The sequence below is a fragment of the Psychrobacter sp. M4 genome, from assembly GCF_055699795.1.
The window spans coordinates 1,173,733-1,198,443 of sequence record NZ_CM146740.1 but is presented as its reverse complement, the minus strand read 5'-3'; the positions used below and the strand labels follow the sequence as shown (position 1 = coordinate 1,198,443).

Genomic DNA, 24,711 nt, shown 5'->3' with positions numbered 1-24,711 from the left:
AAAAGGCGTTTTTTATTGAGCAGAACTCTTATTGAGTGCTGTTGTTGATTAGGTAGAGTAGTATCTACGATCTATTAGAACTGCCAGCTATAAACTACGTCCGCAGCGTTTTCTGCAGCAGAGGTAGCTTCGATATAAATACGGCGCGTCAGCTGATAACGTATCGACAAGCTATTCTCTGCATTAAAAACACCAACTCCATAGCGTATATATAAATCAGGAGTGACATAACCGGTGACGTTCACGTTAGTATCATCACTGTTGCCCGACGCATCTACCGTAAGGCTTTGTAGTCCAAATGCTTCACCTATTTGATTGGTCAGACTACGGGTGCCGCTTAGTCCAAAATTAAGACCTGCCGCCGCTAAATTATTAGTAACTCTTGATTTAAAACTCTGCTCACTAACTTGCGAGGGACTACTATCATTGAGACGACCAGTAACCAAAGCGTTCATGGCTTGCTGCTGGGACAATCCAGCATTATTAAAGACCACAATGTTTGGATCTTCGGTATCGCCTGTGATCCTGACCCCCACCGTTTTGTTATCAATGATTTTGACCGCTTCAATACTCAAATCAGGCTTCAACACATCGCCATTGAAACGTATTTGCCCATAATTTAGATCTAAGCTTTGACCAAAAGCGTCAATATCAGTACGGCGCGCTACTTGAATAACGCCTTTAGCGCGCATTACCCCTTGACCATTTTGAGTGATATTGAGCGCACCAGCTAAAGGAATGACTGCTCCAAAACCGCGGAAGTTAACATCATCACCTAAATCGATACCAATGTCGGCGTTGATCGACCATGGTTGTGATATGGCTAAAACCTCATCAATATTGCCTATCAAGCGACGATCAATGACCACCGCATCTTCGGTCTGGGTAATAATGTCTTCACTAGCCTCAGGAGGACGAATGGTCGCTGATGGCACGCTAATAGCCCCCTCAATATTAACGTAACGATCACTTGGACGTACGATAATGTCAATATCAGGGTTAATAGTAGCGGTGAGCAGCGGCGGCTGAGTCAATATTAGACGCTCACCGATAATACTAAGTTTGGCTTGTAGCTCTTGCTGCCAGTTGATCGTACCAGTAATCTCACCAGTACCGGTACCACTATTAAAGGTGCCATCGATAGTAGCCTGTGTACCGCGAATCTTGGCATCAGCATTGATTCTAGTCAAATTGACCGGTAAATCAAGCATAGCAACGCGCCCATCAGTAAGCTCTACATTGCCATAAAACTGCGGCTTTTCTAAGGTACCACCGAGGCCACCAGCCATAGTGATATTACCCTCAAGCACTCGCATACCCGGGAAAAAAGGTTTGAAAACGGCTAAGTTAAGCTCGTTCAGCACCAAGGCTCCTGATATGGGTTTTGGGTCATTATAGGGATCAACAACTACCTCAGCATAACCTTGTGCACCGCGTCCGGTATTGATATCAGTACGCAGTTTAAGCCCTTCAGGAACAGACATCGCTATAAGTGATATGCGTTTATACGGTAAGCTAACTGGTGCCACATCACCATCTTGTATCAGACCAATTCTGCCATTATCAGAATATAAAGTAGTATTAATAGTAGGCGGTTTGCCACGTTGCCAGCCAACAATAGCCTTACCATTGATCTTAGCTTGCCAATCGATATCATCTGGTAAAAACAGGGAGAACAACGAGGTATCCAGTGCTTGTATGGCCAAATTGACTTGTCCACTAGCAGCTGAAGCCACTAGATTTTCACGCAAACACAACTTACCCGTCTGATCAGCGGCTTGCCAGCAGTGCGCCGCTAGCTGCACTTTGAAGTCGCTAGTGTTACCATCTTGAGTTTGCGGTAAGTCAACCACTAATTGTGCTGGCTGCACTTGGTTTAAGGTGGCGTATTTAGATTTAACGCGGCCTTTACCTATCACTCCCGACCAGTTAAGCTCGTCGCGGTCAAACCCACCTTTGAGTCGAGCGGAGACATTAAGCTGCTCATTGGCAACTTTGACATCAACAATGTGCGCTTGTTCAGTACCTTTAAAAGATGCATTAACGTTTTTAAAGTTTTGTCCAGCAGCCTCTAAACCCTGAGCACTGATAACCAGCTGGCTTGGACTATTGGCCAAATTAACCAGTTTGCCGCGCACGCGACCTTCACGCAGAATAAATCCTGGTAGTGCGATACGCTCACCTACCAAGTCAACATAGATGGTTGGTAGCGCTTGCCCGTCTGGCTGTGATAACGTTATGCCGCCCGTAACTTCGCCTGCTAGCTTATCTGAGAGCTGATCTAAGCTGGTGATGTTAATTTTAGTCTGTAATTGTTTGGCATTGCCATTTGCAGTGAGATAGTTATCGCCCCAACGTAGTACTAAATTATTGGCATTCAAGCTCTCTATGAGAGCATTGACTTGCTGATACTGAGTCTGAGCATCCTGTCCTTGCAAGCGCTCAAAATAGCTAGCTAGATCTTCAGGTAGATTTAATTTAGCAGACAAGCTACCTTTAGCACTTAATGGTTCCCCTTTTAGCGTCCCCCTTAAGTTGATCTGCTTTAGATTAATAACTTGCTGCGTATCAGTCCAGCGGCCGTCGGTTACGATATTACCAGTAATTGAGCTTGGCATATCTTTTAAAAAATACCCCAAGTTAAAGCGATTCATAACCGCACTAATGTCCCATGCAATACCTTGACGGACATCGACCACCCCTTTGGCATCAATACTGCCTGCCGCGCCCACATGACGAAAACGCTGCACACGAATCAGCTGCGCATCGCCACTAGCGTCAATAGTAAGCTTGCCAGCAGGAAGCTGCTCGGCATCAAGTACCCCATCGAAATTGACAGCAAAACGTTGTAGCTTGCCGCTAGCGTTAGGACGGTTCTCAGGGGCCGTTTGCCACTGTCCTTGGGTAGTCAAATCGCCGCTAAGAATCGCTGGGTTATCAGGCAAAAAATAGCCGACATCAAAGCTATCAAAACGACCACTGACATTCCAGCCGATACCACGGCGTAGATCAATAGCGCCTTTAACTTTGGCAGCACCAGCCTCGCCTGCATAGTCAAGTTTACGAATGCTGATCTGTTTTGGAGTACCAGCTACGTTAATAGATAGGCTACCATCAGGCACGTCTTTGGTGTCAACTTGACCCTCAAAGCGCGCGTCAAAAACTGATAACTCACCATCGATCATATCTACTTGCACCCCGCCATCACCCTTGATGGCAATAGCACGATCATCTTGGCTGGCATCTAGCTGCGCTTGTAAGTCGGTGTTGCTGATACTAATAATATGACGCTGACCTGGCGTACGGTTTTTACTAATATCAACCATACGGCCACGCGCGCTAATTTGTCCGGTTAAACGCTCAAGCGGCAAATCGCTACGATATTCTTTAGGCAGTAAACCGTTAGTACGCGCATCAATCTGCCAAGTGAGTGGTCGCTGCTGGGTGGCTAATTGGATTTGGCCATTGCCCGATAGATCGCCTACTACGCCATCATAGTTTAGGCTATTGATATTAATAATCTCATCAACTTTACGCATACTAACATCGTAATTGCCCTTTGGTGCTGCATTTAGCTCGTTGATGAGCGCATTGGCATCGACTGATAAACGCGCACCGCGCACCATAACCTTGGCTTGTCCACGTGGACTGTCAATATTGCCGATATTAGGTACATCGCGGCGCGTCAGGTTTTGCCACTGGGCATCAACATACCAAGGTGCTTCTTGGTTAGATTTTAATGATACTTTGCCAAGCCTAATATTAGCATTAACATGTTCGCCGTCACGTTGGCGCAAATCAGCATCTATTTGCAAGTTACCGGCACTATTTTGTTGCTGATAATGCAGTGATAATCGACCATTAAGCGTCTCTGGAGCATAGGCTTTATAGTCGTCAAAATCTTCAGGAATCGCTTCACGAATATCGAAATTGCTGCCCGTAGCGCGTATTTTGGCATCAAAGCTATCTTGCCAATCTAAAATACCTTGCAGTATCAGATCGCCTGCGGGCACGTTAGCTTCTAGGCGATCGACACGCAGTTGACTGTTGGCAATGATACCGCGTCCTTGATAATGGCCTGAAGGAATATCTTTAGCACTCAGCTCAGCATTAATACGCAAACGTATCTCAGAGATCACCCCTGAGGCAGTAGCTACGCCGTCTTTTAGACGAATATTCTGATCATCAGCGTAAGGAATGAGGATATCGTCCCACTCAAGTTTAGCCTGAAACGGCGCGTCCTTATCCAGACCTTGTACGATAAACTGTCCTTGCACATCGCTATCATTATAACGACTACGTACCTTACCCACTGTACGTTTCAATGTTCCTGTCGCTGTGACATTGAGCGGATCGACATAAGCTTTTTCTAAGGCGCTAACCTCCACTATAGCCGCCACATCTAGCGGATAATCGCCTTGTAGGTCTATCTCGCCTTGTAGAGCATTGACTTTGACGATATCAGCATAGCGCAAATCACCGCGGCCAACTGTAACTAGGGTATCAACCCACGTCAAATCGCGCGCAGCGATATCATGGACTCGCACCGGCTCTTTGGTCACTTGTCTATAAATGACAGTCTCTATCTTTGCCGTATCGAAGCGCAGATTTACGGGTAGCTGTAGGGTTTTGTAATCAAATGGCTCACCCGTTGGCGGCTTTTTATTAATAATCTCGATTCGTTTGATATTGGCATCACGTAGATGCACTTCTTTTGCAAAGAGTGCGCGCCAGCCTATTTTGACATAAGCACTATCTACCAAAATCTCAAGATCTTCGGTCGCCTCAATATCTATATCAGTAACCCAAAGACCGCTGCGCAAATCCCCTTTACCATATTTAAATTCAATACCAGTCTCAGCAGCGATTTTCTCTAAAATAAACTCAGTTCCTGATTCTGTACCTGCCATATAAAAGAATATTGCCAGCATAATCAGCAGCACAATAACTATCAGTACCAATAGTTTGAGCACAAAAGACACAGGATGCCAACGGCGTAGCGCGCGGGCATCTCTTTGAGCTGGATCTTCATCTTGAGGAGACGGGTTATTATTAGGCAACATGACACTCAATTATATAAAAAAGACAAGCATCGAAAAATCGGATGCAGGGTAGCTATTTGTCAGCTATTTATCTAGGTATGTATTTACCTGCTGGTCTATAACGGCGAGCCGATAAAGAAGTGCAGTCTAATAGGAACACTATCTTCTGTCACGCCAGCAGCGACATCAACGCGTACGACACCTACAGGCGATGCCCAGCGAATACCAACACCGACGCCAACTTTGGTTTCGTTGCCGAAGTTTTTGTCATAAGCGTTACCGACATCAGTAAACACTGCCCCGCGAAAACCAGGCCTAAACTCATAGTTATACTCAGCACTACCGACAGCTAATACTTGCCCACCTGTTAAATTACCATTACTATCTTTTGGTGACAAACTCTCATAATCATAACCACGCAGGCTCTGATCACCGCCAGCAAAGAAACGTAAGTTATAGGGGACATCGTAAAAGTCATCGGCCCAGATATAACCACCATTTAAACCGCCAAGCACTTGATGTTTATCATCTGCTCCAAAGCTATACAGGCCACTAATGCCAGCATGAACAATAGCCATATCCGTATCGCTTAGCACCTTATCTGACCCCACTTCGACACCGTAATACTGACGATAGCCGCGCGTTGGTATGAGCGCATTATCAACATTGGTTTTACTAATACCGTAACCGAGCAATAAGGCTCTTTGCTTAGGGTTACCTGAGGTAAAATCTACAGGTAAATCGGTTATTTCATCGTCATCAAGACCGGTTTCCAATTTATCTAAGCGATAGCGAATAAAGGTGCTACTATCCCAACCACTCTCACGGCGAATATTACGAGCAAGCCTTGCTTCCAACGTCGTCGTAGATAGATCGAAATTACCTTCACCTTGGTCTCGATCTTGTTCTTCATAGGTCAAGCGAGCGTCTAGTTTGTCATTAAGCGGATGCTTCCATGGCCGACTACCATAAATAGTAGCATTTTTCTTAATGCTTGATATCTCAACCTCCGATCCTGCTTGATAACCTTGGCGATTGATAAGGTTATAGTCGATACGTCCAGTCGCACGCACCCCAGTATCCGTACCATAACCCAAACCTACTTGGGCGTCGCGCGGCTTCTCAGACGATACAAAGACATATAGCGGTACTTTTTTACTTTCCTGTACTTGCTCTGGCGCTATACGGCCCTCAAGCGTTGGCGGTACAAAGTCTTCATCGAAAACTGTCTCGTCATCGGGGAATATTTTTTCAGCAACGTTACTAATAGAGTCGCTGATTTTGCCCAAGATACTATCAGCTTTTTCTTGTTCTTGTTCATCGAGCACTCTATCATCAGGCAAAAGCGTTAAACGCTCGGCTTTTTGTTTGATAGCAGCTAGTTTCTCGCTCGTTTGTTCATCGACGGTAAATTCAATAGGAGCGATATCTGTCTCGTCGATGACGTTATCACTGTCACTAATATCAGCAGCATTTATCACCTCGTCGTCACTACTGCTGGCATCAATATCAATCCCATCATTAGCAATTTCATTGTCATTGTCACTATCAACAGCTAGGTCACTGTTGCGCTCACCACTAGCAGACACATCTATCTGTTCATCGGTTTGCGCGTTATCGTTAGTATTACCGCTGCCCTCATTAATATCATCATCTAGGATATCAGCAGCGTCAGTATTTGTGGGCATATTATCAAACGCCAATGTGCCACTCGCACTACTCTCATCGGGTGGCAAGATGGTCTCAACGTTCACAGTATTAAAATAGCGGGTGGCAGATAAATCGTTACTAAATTTAGTAATGGCGGGACGATAAAAAGGCTCTCCTGCTTTAAAGCCAATTAACTGCTCAAGTAGATTCTTCTCAACAGGCAGTTGGTCAGGATCACGGGTTAAAGTGTTGGTCGCCTCATCATAAGTGAAAAACACTACCTCATCAAACTCGTAACGCTCACCAGTATCGTATACTAATGACATATCTGCAGTGTTGTCTGGCAAAATAATATCAACCGATTTATTTAACCAGTACTGGTCAAAGTAACCATAAGTATTACTCAAAGCTTCAAGCGCCGCTTTACTGTTTTTATAAACCCGGTGATTAAAAATATCGCCCTCTTTTGGTAATAAGTCTGCTTCGAGAGACTGAAACTCTTCTTGCTCGCTACCTTCACCGCGAATATCTACAACTCGGCTCTCAACGCGTACCGGTTCACCCAAGCTTTCAATGATCACATCGATAGTATCGGCATTGGGCTGACGTAGCCGTAAAGTAACATCGTAGTAGCCCACCGCACGTGCAGCATCTAAAGCATTCTGACGCAGGCGTGGTAAGGCCGCTGTAAAATCAACGACCGACTGTACTGTGGTGTCATCAAGCGCCGCTTTGATATTGTTAATTGGCTGAATATCTTCATCAGCTTTGATTAGTTGTGGTCGCGCATTGATGTCATTATTGGCCGCAGGTTGCTGTAAATAAACCGTTGTTTCAACGTGAGGTAGTGCCGTAACGCCGCCGTTAAATAAACGGTTGTATATACGCTTAATAAAGCTGCTACTGTTACGAGCTTTTGGTTTGGGCTTAGCTGCCTGTAGCAGACTTTCGTCAACCGCCTCTGTGGCCTGATAATCTGGCAAATAATCATCAGGATTTAAACCCTCTGATTCAGCTTGCTGCATTGCTATATCACTCTCAGTAGCATCGTCGATGGGCAGCTGACCAGTACTGGCTTCGATTTGAGTCTCAGTGATCGTATCCTCAGCACCAGTTGCCTGATCTTGCTGCTGAGCTAGCGTTTGTACTGGGTTTTGCTCATCGTTTTCTATACCATTGCTACTGACAGCATCGCTAACATTGATAGGCCGCTCATCAACAGGTATCGATTGATTATCAAGAGTTTCTACCTCTGTATCTACTGTACTAATACTCTCATTGCTGTCCTGCTCTCGATTAAGCGTATCAAGGTTATTAGGAGATGGTAGTACAGTAGCATCTAGACTAGTATCCAAACCAATGGGAGCTTGAGCACTATCTAAAGTCGAGACAGGATTATCAAAATCGGCGTCAATACTATTATTACTATTGTCAATGTCAGCATTAACTCCCTCAATAGCATTAGCATTGACTGCACTGTCAAAGTCAATATCGCTATTACCGTTTTGAGTATTTAATACATCCACTGTAGCAAGTTCACGCTCAATCTCTTCAGGCGTCATTGCTTGGTAACCTTGCTGCTGAATACTCAAAGCTTCTTGTTCTAGATTTTGGTTAGCTACGTCAGATATGTTAGGTTGATTATCGCCAGCAGCATCATTCACTAGCGAATTGCTGCGCTTTTCATTAGAATCCGGAGTAATTAAACTGGGCTCGATTGGGTTTTTATTGCTATAGTTTTGTTGAGTATAAGCTTCTAATACCGATTGATCGATCACGCCTTGTTCGACCGCTTTTCTCAAACGAAGCGCGTCCAGAGCAGTATCAAGCTGCGACTCATCATCATCTTCAACCGTCATCAAATCATTGTATTTGGCTAGACTCGAAGAGGTGGCAACTGGAGGATCAGCTGGTATATCTTCAGCTGCAAGTGCTGAGGAGGCACTACCAAAGCCTACTAAGGTACTTGCAAGAGCGGTAAAAATCGCTGAGCGGGTAAAGGTTGGACGCGGCAATGTTGTTGGCTTACGCCGCTGCGTTGAGGGTGGCTGATATCTCATGATTACTTATTCCCTGTCACCTCACGCGGCATACTACTACTGACGGTAGTTACCGCCTGCATTTACCCGTGAATATACTTAAAAGCGCTTAATCTCTAGCACTTAACTTTTACTATTTTAATCTTTGCTTGGTTTTCATTGCTTGAATCTGATTTTGGTAACGTTAACAGTTCAGATTAATTTCACTGTATACCGTATAATAAATGAAAATTTGGCCAATTATCTTATAATTTTTACCATTAATCTACTTATTATAGCCACTACCAGATTATAGTCATTCTCAGATAAATAAGAAGGCTGACAAGCAGCACACTACCTAAGAGCTACGAGATGTAGCTTAGTGAATGAGCAAATCATAGCATCTAACCTATGTATTTATACAAAAGCCTTGCTATTATACGGTCTAAAAATAATAAAACCTATCTTATATTTCAATACGTTTTTGATAATATCCAAAATAATAGTATTTCAAAACAATAGTATAAAGACAAAAATACCTCTAGCCACTTATTTATGCATTAGCCGCTGGCTACTTGTAGGAGCCCCCATGGCAAATCAGTTTCAATTATTCAAACGTCGCCGCTTCAACGCTATGTTCTTTACCCAGTTTTTGGGTGCATTTAATGACAATATTTTTAAGCAAGCGCTGATTTTGGTATTGACCTATACCGCTGCCAGTCAGATAGGCGTAGAAGTAAGTATCTTAAATAATTTGGCTGCCATGCTATTTATTTTGCCCTATTTTTTATTTTCTGCATTAGCAGGGCAAATTGCTGATAAGTTCGAAAAGTCCAAGCTTACGCGCTTCGTCAAGCTTCTTGAACTGGTTATCATGAGTGTGGCCGCTGTAGGTTTTGTGTTTGAGTGGTATGTGCTGCTGTTTGTAGCACTGTTTTTGATGGGTACGCATTCTACCTTTTTTGGTCCGATTAAATATGCCTACTTGCCCCAAGCGATGCGCGAAGATGAGTTGGTCGGTGCCAATGGTTTGTTTCAAATGGGCACCTCTTTAGCTATTTTGCTGGGGATGATTATCGCAGGCGTCTTAACGCAGTTGTCGCAGTCTTTATATTGGATCAGTGCTACGGTCATTGCGGTGGCACTACTGGGTTATATGGCGGCGCGATTTATTCCTAATATGCCAGCGATGCAGCCCAACTTAACTATCAACTGGAATATCTTTACCACTAGCATGGCAACCGTGCGTTATTTGTACTCCTTGCCCTTTTTATTCTTTGTTATCTTAGGTAATAGCTGGTTTTGGTTTTATGGGGCGACTTTTTTGACACAGACTCCAGAATTTAGCAAAGTCATCTTACAGGGTGACGAGTCAGTGGTTATTTTTCTGTTAACTTTGTTTTCAGTAGGCGTCTCTATAGGCTCTTTACTGTGTAAGAGTCTGACTAAAAATCAAGTTAGCTTGCGACTATTGCCCTTTGGTATTGCAGGTTTGAGTATCTTTGCTATTGATCTATATTTTTCTTTGTCAGGATTAAATCTTGTTAGCACATCTACAACCCTTTTGGGTATCAGTAATTTGTTTGGTATCGCTGGCACTTGGCGAGTCTTTGTAGATCTATTCTTTTTAGGCTTTAGTGGCGGTCTCTATATTGTACCGTTATATGCTTCTATGCAGGCTTATGCTCCTAAAAGCCATCGGGCGCGCATCGTTGGTGCCAACAATATTTTCAATGCCATCTTTATGGTGACTTCAGCCCTCTTTGCCATCGTAGTGTTAAATGCGTTAAATCTATCTTTACCGCAATTGTTTTTAGTCACGGGCATACTCAATATTATCTTTGGTCTATTTCTATATAACAAACTAAATAAACATATTAAACAGGCGGTTATGCAAACTAACGACAGTGCGCTTGATGAGCCGGTTTGATCAAGGCTATGACTATCAAAGAATTTTCATGCCGGTAACCGTTATAGTTTGCTATAGTAATAGCCACTTGTTACTACTCAACTAAATCACTAAATATAATACCTCTTAGGAGCTAATTATGGCACTGCGTTCCTTATCCAAGGTTGACAATATACTACTTAGCGTCGATAAGGCGCTACGAGCAGTCGTTCCACACTCAAACCCTAGCACCCGTCCGCTACCAGTCAGTGATGACACTATTCCTCAGCTCAGTATTACAGAAACTCGGCATGTGGCGGGACTTATGCGCGTTAACCATACTGGTGAAGTATGCGCGCAAGGGCTATATCATGGTCAAGCCTTTGCTGCAAAAGATGATGGCGTACGCCAAGCCATGCGACAGTCGGCTGAAGAAGAAGTTGATCATCTGGTATGGTGCGAGACACGCCTTGATGAATTGGGCAGCCATCCTAGTGTGTTTACCCCATTATGGTATAGTATGTCATTTGGGCTTGGCGCTATAGCTGGCGCCATATCTAACGAGTTTAGTTTGGGGTTTGTCGCTGAGACCGAGGCTCAAGTTAGTGAACATCTACAAGACCATATCGACAGATTACCACCGCAAGATGTGCGCTCAAGAGAGATACTGGCACAGATGGATACCGAGGAGCTCCATCATCGCGAGCTGGCGCTACAAAGCGGCGGAGCCGCGCTGTCACCGTTGGTACGCCATACTATGCGTAGGCTAGCAGATGGCATGAAAGCTACAGCTTATCATCTATAATTTTGCTTATAACACTCAAAATGCGAACCTGTAGGATTTTTAACAATCCTACTGTTGAGCGTGCCGCTGCTAATTTGCTAGGGTATAAAAACTTTGTATGCGCTTAACCGTTGCATTTTTTATCACCGTTTTTACAACTTTATAAGCCTGTATTCGCTACAATAAGCATTAGTTTTTTCAACAACCCTTTTGCTAGTGACTGCTCGTATATTAACTAAGTAGCATTTATTGCCACCTAACCTTTTTTATTAAAAGTAAATTATCAACAACTGAAACTAAGGTAATTATTGCCATGAGCTCATCCATGAATCCCGCTAAACATCATAAAACAATCACGCTAACTGCCTTAGCTGCCGCTTGTACCATGATGTTTTCAATATCTACTGTAGCTGCAACTCCTGATACAGAAGTAACCAATGACGTAGCGCCTACTACTAGTGCCAGCGTTCCTAGTGCTATTGATTCAAGCAGACGTATTATCCGCCGAGCGCAGCCGAACGCTACTTTAAATAATACTCAGCCAAGTAACATTCAGCCGATAAATAACGCCCAGGCAGTTGATAGCGATCAGCCTATTACTCCTATTCAGCCAGCTACCCCTGTGTTGTCATCAGCAGCGCAAGCGCCTGAACAACCTAACACAGCTACTATCCCAACTCCGTATACTCCTCCTAGGCCTGTAACTCCTCAGCCTACAGGCTCAACGCAAATATTTCAACGCGGCCCTATTACAAGCGATGGTATCGATATCGGTCAGTTAAACAATGTTCCGATACCACAAGTACAAATCACCAATATCAGTTTTGTACCTACTAAGCTTATCCCTCAAACAAAAGACGGTATAGATAAGCTGGATGTCAGTCTACTTGACGACTTTATTGAAGACGTTTCACCTAATGCACGTCATTATCCACCCAACTTCCCTAACCGTACCCAGCGTCACAATACTCGTGAGAAAATCAAAGCTTTTTCTGAATGGATCGAGCCTTTTGCTAGCGCCCCTGATGCCTCTTATGAGGTGCTGATTCGCGCTGCTAAGCTGAACGGTATGGGTCGGAATTTGGATTTAGGCTCAGATGTGGCGGTACGTGCCAGCCAGTATGTCGATCGGGCTATCAAAGCTGATCCTAACAGCGGCGAGGCGAATTTTTTGTACGGTATGATGCTCGCTGAGGGCGGCGGCTTTAAAGAAGGTCAAAAATATTTAGACAAAGCGGTGGATCTTGGCTATACCGAAGCGGAGCAAAGCCTAGCCCAGTCTGATTTGTTAAGTGATCGTCGTGACGAAGCTTTAGATCGTCTGCGCCGCTTGCAGCAGCAAATGCCTAACAATGCCATTATCCCGCAGCAGATCAAACTGATTGAAGATGGCAAGTATTATATCTGGGATCTGCCAGCACCTGACATTGATGTAAAACCCGTTAAAGCAACGACTTAAGTCATCCAGACTTACATCGAGAACTAATTAATTAAGACGTTCAGTCTTAAAAGAGGGCGTGTACTTTGTGTTGATATACTCAATGATAAAGTACACGTTTTTTTATACCTATACGTCATGTCTTCGATCTTCTTCAAGCTTTTTTTGTATTACTAATTGATTCGTATCATAGTCTTATAACTATCACTACCCTGTTTATCTCACAGCTGTCCTAACCGTAGCACTGTTTTGTCTGTACAATTAGCTCATTTGAGTTATGATAACTCTACTCCACATTTGTTAATAGAGAATTATTGAGGCGCTTTATGACGTTTAGACGCTTTGTTTCAGCTGGCTTGTTGCAAGCTTATAAGCCTTTGAGGTTGAGCCTAGCATTGATAACTATATCTACAGTAACTATATCTTCGTTGTCAGCTTGTAATACGGTATCGGTCAGTCAGTTGTCACCTGCCAAAGCTATCAGTAATCAACGCGGCAATATCGTCTCAAGTAATGAGTTAAGCAATAATACGGCTTCAAACTTACTGTCAGCTGGGCTTAATGAAAAAGCTTGCATGCAGTATTTTGAACTATGCCTAGAGCAGCTAAGCGATAGTATATTGGATGGTAAATACCGACCAAGACTGGCAGTCTTTGCCGAACTACATTACGCTAAGGCACGCCAGCTTGCCCGTTCACAAGACTGCCTCAACGCGCTTGCCCGTCCGCCTATTGATCCTTACTATGCCAATGCCCCTTTAAGTAATGAGCAGGCCGCTATCCAACAATCAAAGACAACTACCTGCTTAAACCACTATCAAGACCGTCTCTTTGACGCTATAAAGCTTAGTTATAGCTACCTATTTTATGATCAATTAGCGCATGATTTTGCAGGGGCAGATGATAAGCTTGCCCAGTCCACTAGTTATCACCATATTCCAAACGATCTTGACATTCAAACTCAAGATGTCTATAACGCTGCCAGTAACGATATTATTACTCAGTTGTATCAATCTGAAGGTAACGGGCAGCAGCTTATGGGTAATACCAAAGTAGAGTATCTACCTATTATAAGAGCGGTAACCGATACTACCAAATCTGCAAGTATAGCCAATCGTACGCCGCTGCAAGGTAAGTCGACTGATCAGGTTAAAGTTATGGCTATGCAGGTCAACAACTATGATCTTAATGTCTACTTGCCCAATGAAAATAACTATTTACAAAATGCTCAAGAGCAAAAATCTGCTTTGGCAGATTTAACCTCTACTTATGAGATGCGCCTCACAGGACTGAACTCTATTAGTCAGCGTCCCGGTCTTGGTATCAGAATGGTGGCGTCATTAGATGATCGCTATACCACGACTATTCGCCAATTACTCGCTTCTTCATTGTCAGGCAGATTAACCAAGGATGAGAGCAGCCGCAACATAGAAGGTAATCTGGACGATAGTGATCCGATCTCACGCATCTATCCCACCGGACACTTACTGGTTACTGGACTCATAAAGCCTGCTGGTAGTAGTATTTTAGAAGTATTAGACAGTAATCAGCTTGATATCCATTTATACAATCCCTACCAGAGCAAAACCACTACCATCTTAGGCGATGATTATCCACTAGCGGCTAATTTTTCGGCAGGTTATGGCTTATGGTTAGCAGAAAACCAATTAAGCGGCGTGGGTTACTTAAATCTATTGGCTCGCCGACAAGAAACCAGTTTACCTAAGCTGTTTATGCTAGAGCCTTATGATCCTGACAAAAGGGTCATTATTATGATACATGGCCTAGCTTCTAGTCCTGACACTTGGGTCAATTTAACCAATGATATCTTCAATGACGATACGCTACGCGATAACTATCAAGTCTGGCAAATATTTTATCCCACCAACTTACCCATACTAGAAAACCGCTACGAGATTCAAAAACTACTGTCTACCACTTATCAGCAAACAGACCCTAGCGGACAAAACCGTGCTAGCAAAAACAGTGTGATTATCAGTCACAGTATGGGCGCGGTCATCACACGCATGATGCTCTCTGATAACAATCTAGAAGACGATTTAGAAAGGCTCTATGATCAAGATATGCTATCAAACCACGAAAAAGGACAAATCCTTGATGTACTTAAACAATCCTTTGGTGAGGAGAAGCTAAGCAGCCGCTTGGAGCTACAAACCTTACCGCAGGTAGATACCGCTGTATTTTTGTCCGCACCATTTCGCGGTACTGATTATGCTGATCGCTGGTTTACTCGTGCTTTAAGTCGTATTATCTATTTGCCGGTAGGACTGATAAAGACCGTTACTGATAACTTAGCTACTATCGTCACTCAGGGTAATTTGAAACAAAACCCGCTGGGCGCACTATATCTAGAAAACGGTGCCAGTCAGCTTAGTAATAAATCATCGTTTATTCAGCTGACTAAAGACATTCAGATCAACCAGCGTATCACTTACCACTCCATTATCGCCAGCAATGACTCTGATATCACCAGAGGACTGGCACAAATGCAGCCTGGGGGCGGCAAAATCGATTTATCTGAGGCGCCACTGCAAAAAAGTAATTCGATGCTAGATGAAGAAAAACCTTTAGTGGCTGCTGTTAGAGTTGATGGCAGCGTTAGCCAAACCTTAGTTGAAAGCTTGTCCGATGGCATCGTACCTTATACTAGCGCTCATCTGGATAACGCGGCTTCAGAAACCGTGATTAGCGGCGGTCATAGTATTCAAGAAAGCCCGCAGACTATCTTAACACTAAGAAAAATTTTGCATAAGCAATTAACGACAGATGTTGCTGCAGACTAATGCTTGTTCATTTCTGGCTCAGTTTCGCCAGCATAACATAACAAATAGTTGCAAAAACAAACCTTTAAAAACAGAAAATCATAAACAACGTAATACAATAAAGGATTTAGATTACTAAAAAACACTAACAGTATTATTTACAAAAATTACATGTTGTTGCACTAGCTTTTGATCTCTTCGAGAGTAAATTGATGAGCATGTTCAATGAGACTTAATACTATTAATATTTACTACGTTGCAGTTTTATTTAGTTTGAATTTTTGAAAAGTGTTTTTCGGATTTGATGTTGTTATTTTTCAAGGCTCAGTTAGCGACTACTAATGACTATTAGGTAGCTGTCGGTTTTAGCCCTTGTATTGAATCAGTGGTTGAGGTGGCGCATAATATTAGAACACCGTTTATTGATTGCTTTTTAATTATTTTTTTAGTTAAGTTTTTGATCTTACAACTATTTGCTAATTTATATGGATATAAATTACTTACTTTATCTAAACAATCTTTAGCTATGTTACTTACTTTGTTAAATTACCTTTATTTAGATAATCTAACAAAGTTACCGTCTTATCTGCCACTATTAGGCATAGACAACCATCTGCGCGTATTATGGACACTAGCGCCAGTTAGCTAACAGATAAAGGTAACTGTCTATGTTTGCTGCATTTGTTATTAGTCAACTAGATGCGCTGATGCTCGCGCGAATCCAGTTCGCTTTTGTTATTTCCTTTCACATTGTCTTTCCTGCATTCTCCATTGGTCTTGCTAGTTTTTTGACCGTGACTGAATTTCGTTGGCTTAAAACTGGTAAACCTATCTATGCTGAGGTCTATAAGTACTGGGTAAAAATATTTGCCGTAGTATTCGGTCTTGGTGTGGTATCTGGAGTGGTTATGTCCTACCAGTTCGGGACCAACTGGGCCGTTTTCTCTGATAGAGCCGGTAACGTTTTAGGTCCGCTACTTGCCTATGAGGTTTTGACTGCGTTCTTTTTAGAAGCTTCATTCTTAGGCATTATGTTGTTTGGTTGGGGCCGCGTCAGCAAGCGTATGCATTTTGCGGCAACTGCTATTGTCGCTATCGGTACGCTAATCTCAGGCTTTTGGATTTTATCTGCTAATAGCTTTATGCAGACGCCGCAAGGCTTTATGATGGGCGCTGATGGTTTACTCTATCCGACCAATTGGATTGAGATTATCTTTAACCCCTCGTTCCCCTATCGCTTTGCCCACATGATGACCGCTGCTTTTTTAGCGACTGCTTTTGCTGTTGGCGGTGTCGGCGCTTATTATCTACAATCCAAAAAACACGAAGATCATCGTCAGCACGGTCGTATTATGCTCGGTATGGCAATGATTATGGCTATTTTTGTGGCTCCAGTCCAAGCCCTTTTTGGCGATATGCATGGTCTTAATACGATGGAGCATCAGCCCGCTAAAGTGGCGGCGATGGAAGGTTTATGGGAGGATGAGCGCGGCGCAGCATTGGTTCTTTTTGCTATTGTTGATCAAGAAGCTCAAGAAAATCACTATGAGGTCAAGATCCCTTATTTATCCAGTATTATTCTGACTCACTCGCTAGATGGCGAGATCAAAGGTCTTAAAAACTGGGCTCCTGAAAATCAGCCTTATGTCCCTATTGTATTTTGGTCGTTTCGTATTATGGTAGGCATTGGTATTCTCATGATACTTATGGGGGTCTTTAGCGCTTATAAATACTTTAAAAAGCAGCAATTTGATCCCGACAGTAAGTGGTTCCACCGCGCTTGGATAATGATGATGCCGCTCGGTTTTGTGGCGATATTGGCAGGTTGGTTTGTGACTGAAACCGGACGTCAACCTTGGACAGTATACGGCGTGATACGCACAGCAGAGAGCATGTCGCCGGTCGCCGCTCAACAAGTGGCAACCACACTTATCGGCTTTATCGTGCTGTACACCTTTATCTTTGGTGCAGGTACTTTTTATATTGTAAAACTTATTCTTCAAGGGCCGCAGCCATATGAGGATCCTGCTGAAGATACTTATTATGATAATTCAATAACTGAAGCTCAAGGCCGCGCTTTGAGTGGTGATAGCAGTCCGCAGGAAAACACTAAAGAAAATCCATCGAAAGAGGCAGATAAACCTGCAAACGATAAAGATGACGGAGGGCTACGCTAATGTTTAACTACGGTGATGTATTAGATTTACCTCTAATTTGGGGCGGTTTAATTGCTTTTTCAGTCTTTGTTTATGTGTTACTTGATGGCTTTGTTTTAGGCTGCGGTATTCTGTTTCCCTTTACTGGCTCAGATGAAAAACGTGATCTAATAATGCAGTCTGTAGCGCCTTTTTGGGACGGTAACGAGACTTGGCTGGTATTAGGCGGTGGCGGCTTATTCGCCGCTTTTCCAGTAGCCTACGGTGTTATCATGTCGGGTCTTTACCTACCTGTCATTTTTATGCTGTTTGGTCTTATTATGCGCGGCGTCGCTTTTGAATTACGTTTCAAATCGTCCAAGCATCGTTACGTCTGGAACTTCTTTTTCGCGTTTGGCTCTAATGCTGCCGCCTTTTTTCAAGGCATGATGCTAGGCACCTTGATACATGGATTAGAGGCTAGCAATCGTCTTTATACAGGTGGCCCTTTTGATTGGGTATCACCCTTCTCTATTATGTGTGGTTTTGCCTTAATTATCGGTTATGCTCTGCTTGGTTCTACTTGGCTGATCATCAAAACCGAGCACAAGCTGCAAGTATGGGCACGCAAAGTCACTAATTGGATGCTATCGGCATTAATAGCAGCCATGGTAGCGGTGACCGTGTCTATGTATTTCTCTGATATTAAAGCGCTTGAAGGCTGGTTTAGTTTCCCAGGACTGCTGTATCTGGCACCCATGCCTATTATTGTACTGCTGATATTCTTCTTGCTACGTAAAGATCTTAACACTGAGCGTGAGTATCGTCCTTTTATATTGACAGTAGGGTTGTTTTTGATGGGTTATATTGGCGTTTGTCTTGCTATATTCCCATATATCATCCCTTATCAGATGACGATTTACGAAGCAGCGGCGGCAGATACTACGCTATCATTCCTGCTAATTGGCGCAGGCGTGATGATACCTATTATTTTGAGTTATACCGCTTTTGGTTACTATACCTTTAAAGGTAAAACCAGTTCTGAAGATGGATATTAAGTAGTATAAATAGCGAGGTAAAGATGAAAAAGCTTAGTAAAAAACAATCGCAATGGATATGGTTCATTGGCTTGTATTTAGCAGGTTTTTTGACTATTTTTATCATTGCGCAACTTATTAAATTGGCGATGGGCGTCTAGCCTAGACTGACTCTTTTAGATCAAAACTGCAAAATAAAGACGCCGCACTGATATTGTGATCAATGTAGCGTCTTCATTGATTCTATATCACGTAAGTCTTATAGTTATCAAGCTTTAAGCGCCGCGGTGATTATCCTCGACCTCATCTATTTTATGTTTAACAAACTCATTGACCTGCTCTAAACGCTCAGGCGTACCTACATCTATCCAACTATCGGTAATGACTTCTGCGGTCACTTGAAACTTAAGCATCGCTTGCTTGAGTAGTGGTGCAAGCGGTGCAGGCTGCCCTACCGCTAAGCCATCAACCAAGTGCGGCGAGATGACACTAATCCCTGAAAAGGTATATTTATCGGCATCGCCAATCGGCTGCTCACTGGCAAGACCATTATTGATCGCAAAGTCGCCACCGTTGTTATGCTCGGGATTATCAATCAACAATAAATGCGCTTTTTGATCACTACCTAATTTATAGTCTTGTAGTTGACCAAAATCATAAGTCGTCCAAATATCAGAGTTAACCAAAATAAATGGCGCATCTTGTAATTTACCGCTGTGCAAAGCCTGAAAAATACCGCCCGCGGTTTCAAGTGGTTCATCCTCTACTGACCAGTGCAGATTTACCCCGTAATCTGAACCATCACCTAAAGTATCCATGAGCTTATCGGCAAGCCAAGAAGCATTAATCGTAATATCGGTAATACCGGCTGCTTTTAGAGCTTTAATGTGCCAAACAATCAGCGCTTGACTCCCCACTTCAACTAAAGGCTTAGGGGTTTCAAGGGTTAGCGGACGCAGACGTGTACCTTTGCCAGCGGCTAAAATCATGGCTTGGGTAATTGCGGACATAGCCTTTCCTTATTAAAAATATAAAACTAGAATGAAGCTTGGTAGCAAAACTAAAAAGCTACTCAGCAAATTTATGTTGATAAGCTGGTAGCGCTTTGCTTTTTAGCCACTGATTAAAGCTCGTTAGCGCTTGCTGCAAATCTTTATTACCTTGCTCATCACTTTGCTGGCTGTTTTTCTCAAGCCAATCAAGCTCAAACAATAAGTCGCGCATTACCTTAGGGATATCCGCCAGATAACGATCTTTGCCATCGCGCTCAAATAGACGAATGAAGATACCGAGCACCTTTAGATGACGCTGGACGCCCATCACATTGACGTCGTTTTCAAACTGCTCAGCGCTATCGGCGGCCCTCAACCCTACTTGCTGCTGCATCTGCCAAAAATCATAAATCCACTGTGAGACTTCATGCTCAGGCCATTCTACATAAGCGTCACGCACTAAGGAGACTAAATCATAGCTATAAGCGCCAATGAGCGCATCCTGAAAATCAATGATCCCCAAGCGCGACATATCCACTTGATCTTGCATCAGGTTGCGGCTGTGATAATCCCGATGCACAATCACTTGCGGCTGTACCAAAATCGCCTTTATCAATGCTGACTTTAGATTATCCCAAATGCTCTTATCAAGGCTCACGCCAATAAAGGGCACAAACCACTCACTAAATAGATCCATTTCACGATTGAGCGTCTGAGCATCGTAATCTGGCAGCTGATGGCGCTCTTTTGCTGTCTTAAGTGCTACGCTTTGTAGGGCAATAAGGCTTTGCATAGCCCACTGGTAGTAGTCATCGACTTGTTTAGGTGTAGCGTCGGTCAGTAAATGAGCAAACTCCACTGGCCCAAAGTCTTGTAGTACCAAGAACCCCTGGCTTAAATCTTGCGCGATAAGCTTGGGTACATTAATAGCTGGCGCCATGAGCTTAGTCACATTAACAAACTGCTGCATAGCCTCTTTTTCGTCTTGAGAGTCCATGACGATATACTGCGCTGATGGTTTTTGATCGAGGTTACTATTTGGGCTTTGGCTACTATCAAACAGCTGAATACGGTGATAGCGACGAGCACTGGCATCGCCAGGTAAGCTATTAAGGATAAATGTCTGATTTACGAAAGTCTGTTGTAGCCATCTCTCTAATTGCTCTTGACGACTGTATTTTGTACTGAGGCTTTTAGTCTGTAAGCTGGGCTGTGAGATTGTATTGTTACTCATAAAGGGCATCGCAAGTTGGTGATCACTGGGTTTAAATGGTTTAAAAATTTAATTTAACAAAAATAGTTGCAGTCTAAGGTCATAAATATTAGTCTGCAATCATTAAATGAGTGCTAAAAAAACTAAATACTTGTTAAAATGGCAAACTGTCTTTACCTGTTAAATTTGCTGCACGTTCGCTTTTGGCCTAAAGCTATGGTTAGGTTTTGTAGCTAGCTATTAGTAAAAAACATCTTGCTACCTTATAAAATTTGGTTAATAGTGTAGCTGATTTGGTTTTTTTTGACTATGATAAGTCGTCAATAGTTGTAATATGAGCAGATACTGAGATCTATATTACCGTATAGTGGTTAATGGTATGCTTTTTATCAGTTAAGTTTGAGTAGGCGAAGCCTAGATCGGCTCACAAAGTACTTCTCATTTTCAGCCTTATGTAAACGATGTAAGATTAAAACATATAATCAAACTAAATATCGCAGCCCAGTAGGCTTTGCAATCATAGGTGTGCCCTTGTTATATTCTTCGCTTTACCAAAGCATTCGCATGATTTTGTTTGGTACCTTAGGTCTGACGGTGTGTGCTGCCGCTGTAGCTGATACTCATCCGCAGACGCCAGCGCCGTTAGTTGCTGATAGCCCAAGTATAATAGCTAATCATAGTGGTTCTGCACCTATCATTGCCGAACCTGGGGTTACTCAAACAGATCTTATTCCAAGCAATAACTTGGATGTGAATACCGATTTAGAAACAGGCTCAGCTATAACAAATAACGCTCAGCTCAACAGTACTACTAGTATAAAAAGTATTAATAATAGTGCTATTACTGATATCGATGTACCCATAACTGAAATAGATAACACTGAAATAATTAATGTTGACGAAACCACCAAAAGTCTAAACGCTAGTAGTGATCTATCAGCAAACCACCAAAATACAGAAGCTAGTGCCAATATTAGCTCCGGTACCGTGCAGACTGCTCAAGGTGTAGCGGCAGAAGCGCCGTCTAGCCAAAGCTCATCTGACGATGACCGTCTCGATATCAGTGAAGAAAGTATTCAAGACAGCTTGGTGCGCTTAGCTGAGTTTTACGAATTAAAACCTGAACCTGAAGAGGTAACACCAACACCGCCAAAGCTTCAAAGCCCTACTGCCCAAAATGTAGTCAAGAGCGCTCAAGGCAGAGCATCACCTAGCTTACAACCTATTCGTAAACCTGTACGTCAACTGGGCACAGACTTAAACCTGTTACCTAATATGGTAGATAGTCCCCAGCGCTGTGAAGGTCAATGGGTCAGCCCGCAGCGTAATCCCAATTATCAGCGCGCTGTCAACGAAGCGGATGGAAATATCAATCTTAATAATACGCCAAACAATCAAGCGCCTTTGTTTTCAGAGTCAGATTATGGCTACTACGATAACGTGGACTATGCTGAGTTATCAGGTAATGTGATTATTGACCAAGGTCGTCAACATATTGAAGCGGATCGGGTCGCTATTGATCTGACTCGTAATGTAGCAAGCGCACAAGGTCAAGTCATGTTTACCGATCAAACCGTCGATAACAACAGTAACAACGGTCGATCTGCACTAAACACTCGCCGTGATAGTAGAATGACCATTACTGAGAAAGCCTCCCAAGGTGGTCTGATCGGTGTCGCTGATAGCTTGGCTTATAATACCCAAACTGGCCAAGCAACTGCAAAGGATGTGGCGTTTGCAAGCGTACCTTTACAAGCACATGGCTATGCCAAGCAGCTCAATCGTCCTAATGACAGCCAGTATGAGCTTGATGAAGTTATGTTTACCACTTGTCCACCAACCAATCGTAAGTGGCAGCTTGATGCCAAGAGTATCGACTTAGATACTGAGACGGGGCGTGGTAAAGCTTACGACACCACCTTACGTATCGCTGACGTACCTGTGTTTTATTTGCCTTATTTTAACTTTCCTATTGACTCTCGCCGCAGCAGTGGCTTTTTATTGCCAGGGGCTAGTATTGGAAGCGAGAGTGGGCTTGAGATCGACGTGCCCTATTATTTTAACCTAGCGCCCAATTACGATGCGACATTAAACACTCATCTGTATACCAACCGTAATCCTATGCTCTCCGGAGAATTTCGGTATTTGACTGAGCAATACGGTGAAGGTATTTTTAATGGCTCATACCTACCCAATGATAGAGAATATGACGGTGAAGATCGTAGCAGCTTTTTTTACGATCACTACTGGTCATCAACTGCTATTCCGCGCCTAAGCGGTGATGCCAAATACAGTTACGTGTCTGATGAAGATTACATCAACGACTTCGACACTTTAGGACTATCAAATAACACCTTAAACCTACCAAGACGTGCTCGACTTAACTACTATAATGATTACGTCAACGGCGAGCTAAAAGTTGAAACCTTTCAAACGCTCGACGCTTTTACCAATACTGGAGAGCCGCTAGAGGATAAAGACAAGCCTTATTCGCGCTTGCCGCAGTTGTCTCTTAACTACCGCCTGCCATGGATAGAGAGCCTTGATATCACCGGCGTTCATGATTCCGCTTACTTTAAAAAGTCTATCGATGACGGTTCTGAAGACGAAAAAAGTGGCGTGCGCCTGTACAACAAACTAAGCGCGGCCTATCCGCTTGAGGCAGCATGGGGCTACATAAAACCAGAGCTTAGCCTACAGCATCTATATACCTCCTATGACGAAGATAGTCTAGAAGCCAATGAGCTGAGTGAAGAGGACGGTAGTCAGTCGGTCTTTGTCCCGCAAGCTAGTGTCGATGCTGGATTATACTTTTACCGTGCCGGATCACCATTTGGCGCCTTTGATGATACGATGGGCGGTTATCAGCTGTTAAGTCCGCGTCTAAAATACACCTACTCACCGTTTGAAGATCAAAACGATATTCCCAACTTTAACACTCGTATTGCCTCTATCAACTATGAGCAGCTATTTTCAGACAGCTGGTTCTTAGGACATGATCGCTTGCAAGATTTGCATGCTATTACGCCAGGTATCAATTATCGTTACATCGATGCAACGGGCGTGACACGTTTCGATGGTAGCATTGCAGAGCAGTTCTACTACGGTGATGGACGCGTTACCCTCGAAGATCAGCAGCCAGTATTTAACTCCTCATCTTCTGGTATGGTATGGGATGTGAGCACTCAGCCTTATAATAATGTGTGGGTTGATGTTAGCGGCGCGCTAAATAACAGTTATGATCTCAATTACATTACTACTGAGCTACGTTATCAGCCCTCAGCGAATAGCTTGTTTAATGTAGGTTTTGTCAAACGTCAACGTGATGATAATACGAATCAGCTACCTTTATCTGCATTTACAGCTTCTGCAATCTTCCCAGTTAATAATAGCTGGCGTGTATTGGCACAGGGTCAATACGATCATCGTAGCGACAAAGTGCTTGATGCTCTGGTTGGTGTGGATTATGAGGATTGCTGCTTTGGTTTTGCAGTTTATGGTCGCCGCTACTATAATGATTTAAACCTTGGAGAAAAACCCAATCAAGCCATTATGGCAGAGGTTAGATTTAACGGGCTTGGTAGTGGCAGTAGTCGTTTAAGTCGCCTGCTTGCCGATAAAGTTTTGGGCTTTGAGCCGGTACAAACCGCGTGGAAAGACTAATGGATATTTTGTGATCAGTCATTTGATGCCAACACTAAGCTCTAGCTTTAACGACCTGTGAAAAACTT

11 protein-coding genes are annotated in these 24,711 nt (G+C 43.3%); 7 read left to right on the top strand and 4 right to left on the bottom strand.

Going from position 1 to position 24,711, the window contains the following annotated elements; all coding sequences use genetic code 11:
* Positions 1-74 precede the first annotated feature (74 nt).
* Positions 75-5,063, bottom strand: a complete 4,989-nt coding sequence (locus tag ACR63N_RS05060) for a translocation/assembly module TamB domain-containing protein (protein WP_472782544.1) — start codon at positions 5,061-5,063, stop codon at positions 75-77.
* A gap of 95 nt (positions 5,064-5,158) precedes the next feature.
* Positions 5,159-8,752, bottom strand: a complete 3,594-nt coding sequence (locus ACR63N_RS05055; RefSeq protein ID WP_472782543.1) for an autotransporter assembly complex protein TamA — start codon at positions 8,750-8,752, stop codon at positions 5,159-5,161.
* Between the two features lie 547 nt (positions 8,753-9,299).
* Between ACR63N_RS05055 and ACR63N_RS05050 the strand changes: the two genes are divergently transcribed.
* The 6 genes from ACR63N_RS05050 to cydB all read left to right on the top strand — a co-directional run bounded on the left by ACR63N_RS05050 (position 9,300) and on the right by cydB (position 18,796).
* The gene (locus ACR63N_RS05050; protein WP_472782542.1) at positions 9,300-10,640 is read left to right on the top strand and encodes an MFS transporter; all 1,341 of its coding nucleotides are present in this window, start codon (positions 9,300-9,302) and stop codon (positions 10,638-10,640) included.
* Between the two features lie 124 nt (positions 10,641-10,764).
* Positions 10,765-11,403, top strand: coding sequence for a 2-polyprenyl-3-methyl-6-methoxy-1,4-benzoquinone monooxygenase (coq7, locus tag ACR63N_RS05045; protein ID WP_472782716.1), 639 nt, complete (start codon positions 10,765-10,767; stop codon positions 11,401-11,403).
* Between the two features lie 304 nt (positions 11,404-11,707).
* On the top strand, positions 11,708-12,841 hold the full coding sequence (locus ACR63N_RS05040) for a hypothetical protein (RefSeq protein WP_367111055.1): 1,134 nt from the start codon (positions 11,708-11,710) through the stop codon (positions 12,839-12,841).
* Between the two features lie 305 nt (positions 12,842-13,146).
* Positions 13,147-15,624 carry an esterase/lipase family protein gene (locus ACR63N_RS05035; protein WP_472782541.1) on the top strand — a complete coding sequence of 826 codons (2,478 nt, stop codon included), beginning with the start codon at positions 13,147-13,149 and terminating at the stop codon, positions 15,622-15,624.
* Positions 15,625-16,271: 647 nt separating this feature from the next.
* Positions 16,272-17,780: a cytochrome ubiquinol oxidase subunit I gene (locus ACR63N_RS05030; RefSeq protein ID WP_367103537.1), complete on the top strand. Its 1,509-nt coding sequence runs from the start codon at positions 16,272-16,274 to the stop codon at positions 17,778-17,780.
* Positions 17,780-18,796, top strand: a complete 1,017-nt coding sequence (cydB, locus tag ACR63N_RS05025; protein WP_367103538.1) for a cytochrome d ubiquinol oxidase subunit II — start codon at positions 17,780-17,782, stop codon at positions 18,794-18,796. Before ACR63N_RS05030 ends, cydB begins: the two co-directional genes overlap by 1 nt.
* 254 nt (positions 18,797-19,050) lie before the next feature.
* On the opposite strand, the gene murU is transcribed toward cydB, so the two are convergent.
* Positions 19,051-19,785, bottom strand: a complete 735-nt coding sequence (murU, locus tag ACR63N_RS05020) for an N-acetylmuramate alpha-1-phosphate uridylyltransferase MurU (RefSeq protein ID WP_367103539.1) — start codon at positions 19,783-19,785, stop codon at positions 19,051-19,053.
* Between the two features lie 58 nt (positions 19,786-19,843).
* Positions 19,844-21,010: an aminoglycoside phosphotransferase family protein gene (locus ACR63N_RS05015; RefSeq protein WP_472782540.1), complete on the bottom strand. Its 1,167-nt coding sequence runs from the start codon at positions 21,008-21,010 to the stop codon at positions 19,844-19,846.
* A gap of 501 nt (positions 21,011-21,511) precedes the next feature.
* On the opposite strand from ACR63N_RS05015, the gene ACR63N_RS05010 reads away from it, so the two are divergent.
* The gene (locus ACR63N_RS05010) at positions 21,512-24,643 is read left to right on the top strand and encodes an LPS-assembly protein LptD (protein ID WP_367109971.1); all 3,132 of its coding nucleotides are present in this window, start codon (positions 21,512-21,514) and stop codon (positions 24,641-24,643) included.
* Positions 24,644-24,711: the final 68 nt, after the last annotated feature.

What these genes read in the sequence shown, in the direction of transcription:
- ACR63N_RS05060 (WP_472782544.1), bottom strand. Translation starts at nt 5,063, where the DNA reads ATGTTGCCTAATAATAACCCGTCTCCTCAAGATGAAGATCCAGCTCAA.
- ACR63N_RS05055 (WP_472782543.1), bottom strand. Translation starts at nt 8,752, where the DNA reads ATGAGATATCAGCCACCCTCAACGCAGCGGCGTAAGCCAACAACATTG.
- ACR63N_RS05050 (WP_472782542.1), top strand. Translation starts at nt 9,300, where the DNA reads ATGGCAAATCAGTTTCAATTATTCAAACGTCGCCGCTTCAACGCTATG.
- ACR63N_RS05040 (WP_367111055.1), top strand. Translation starts at nt 11,708, where the DNA reads ATGAATCCCGCTAAACATCATAAAACAATCACGCTAACTGCCTTAGCT.
- ACR63N_RS05035 (WP_472782541.1), top strand. Translation starts at nt 13,147, where the DNA reads ATGACGTTTAGACGCTTTGTTTCAGCTGGCTTGTTGCAAGCTTATAAG.
- ACR63N_RS05030 (WP_367103537.1), top strand. Translation starts at nt 16,272, where the DNA reads ATGTTTGCTGCATTTGTTATTAGTCAACTAGATGCGCTGATGCTCGCG.
- cydB (WP_367103538.1), top strand. Translation starts at nt 17,780, where the DNA reads ATGTTTAACTACGGTGATGTATTAGATTTACCTCTAATTTGGGGCGGT.
- murU (WP_367103539.1), bottom strand. Translation starts at nt 19,785, where the DNA reads ATGTCCGCAATTACCCAAGCCATGATTTTAGCCGCTGGCAAAGGTACA.
- ACR63N_RS05015 (WP_472782540.1), bottom strand. Translation starts at nt 21,010, where the DNA reads ATGCCCTTTATGAGTAACAATACAATCTCACAGCCCAGCTTACAGACT.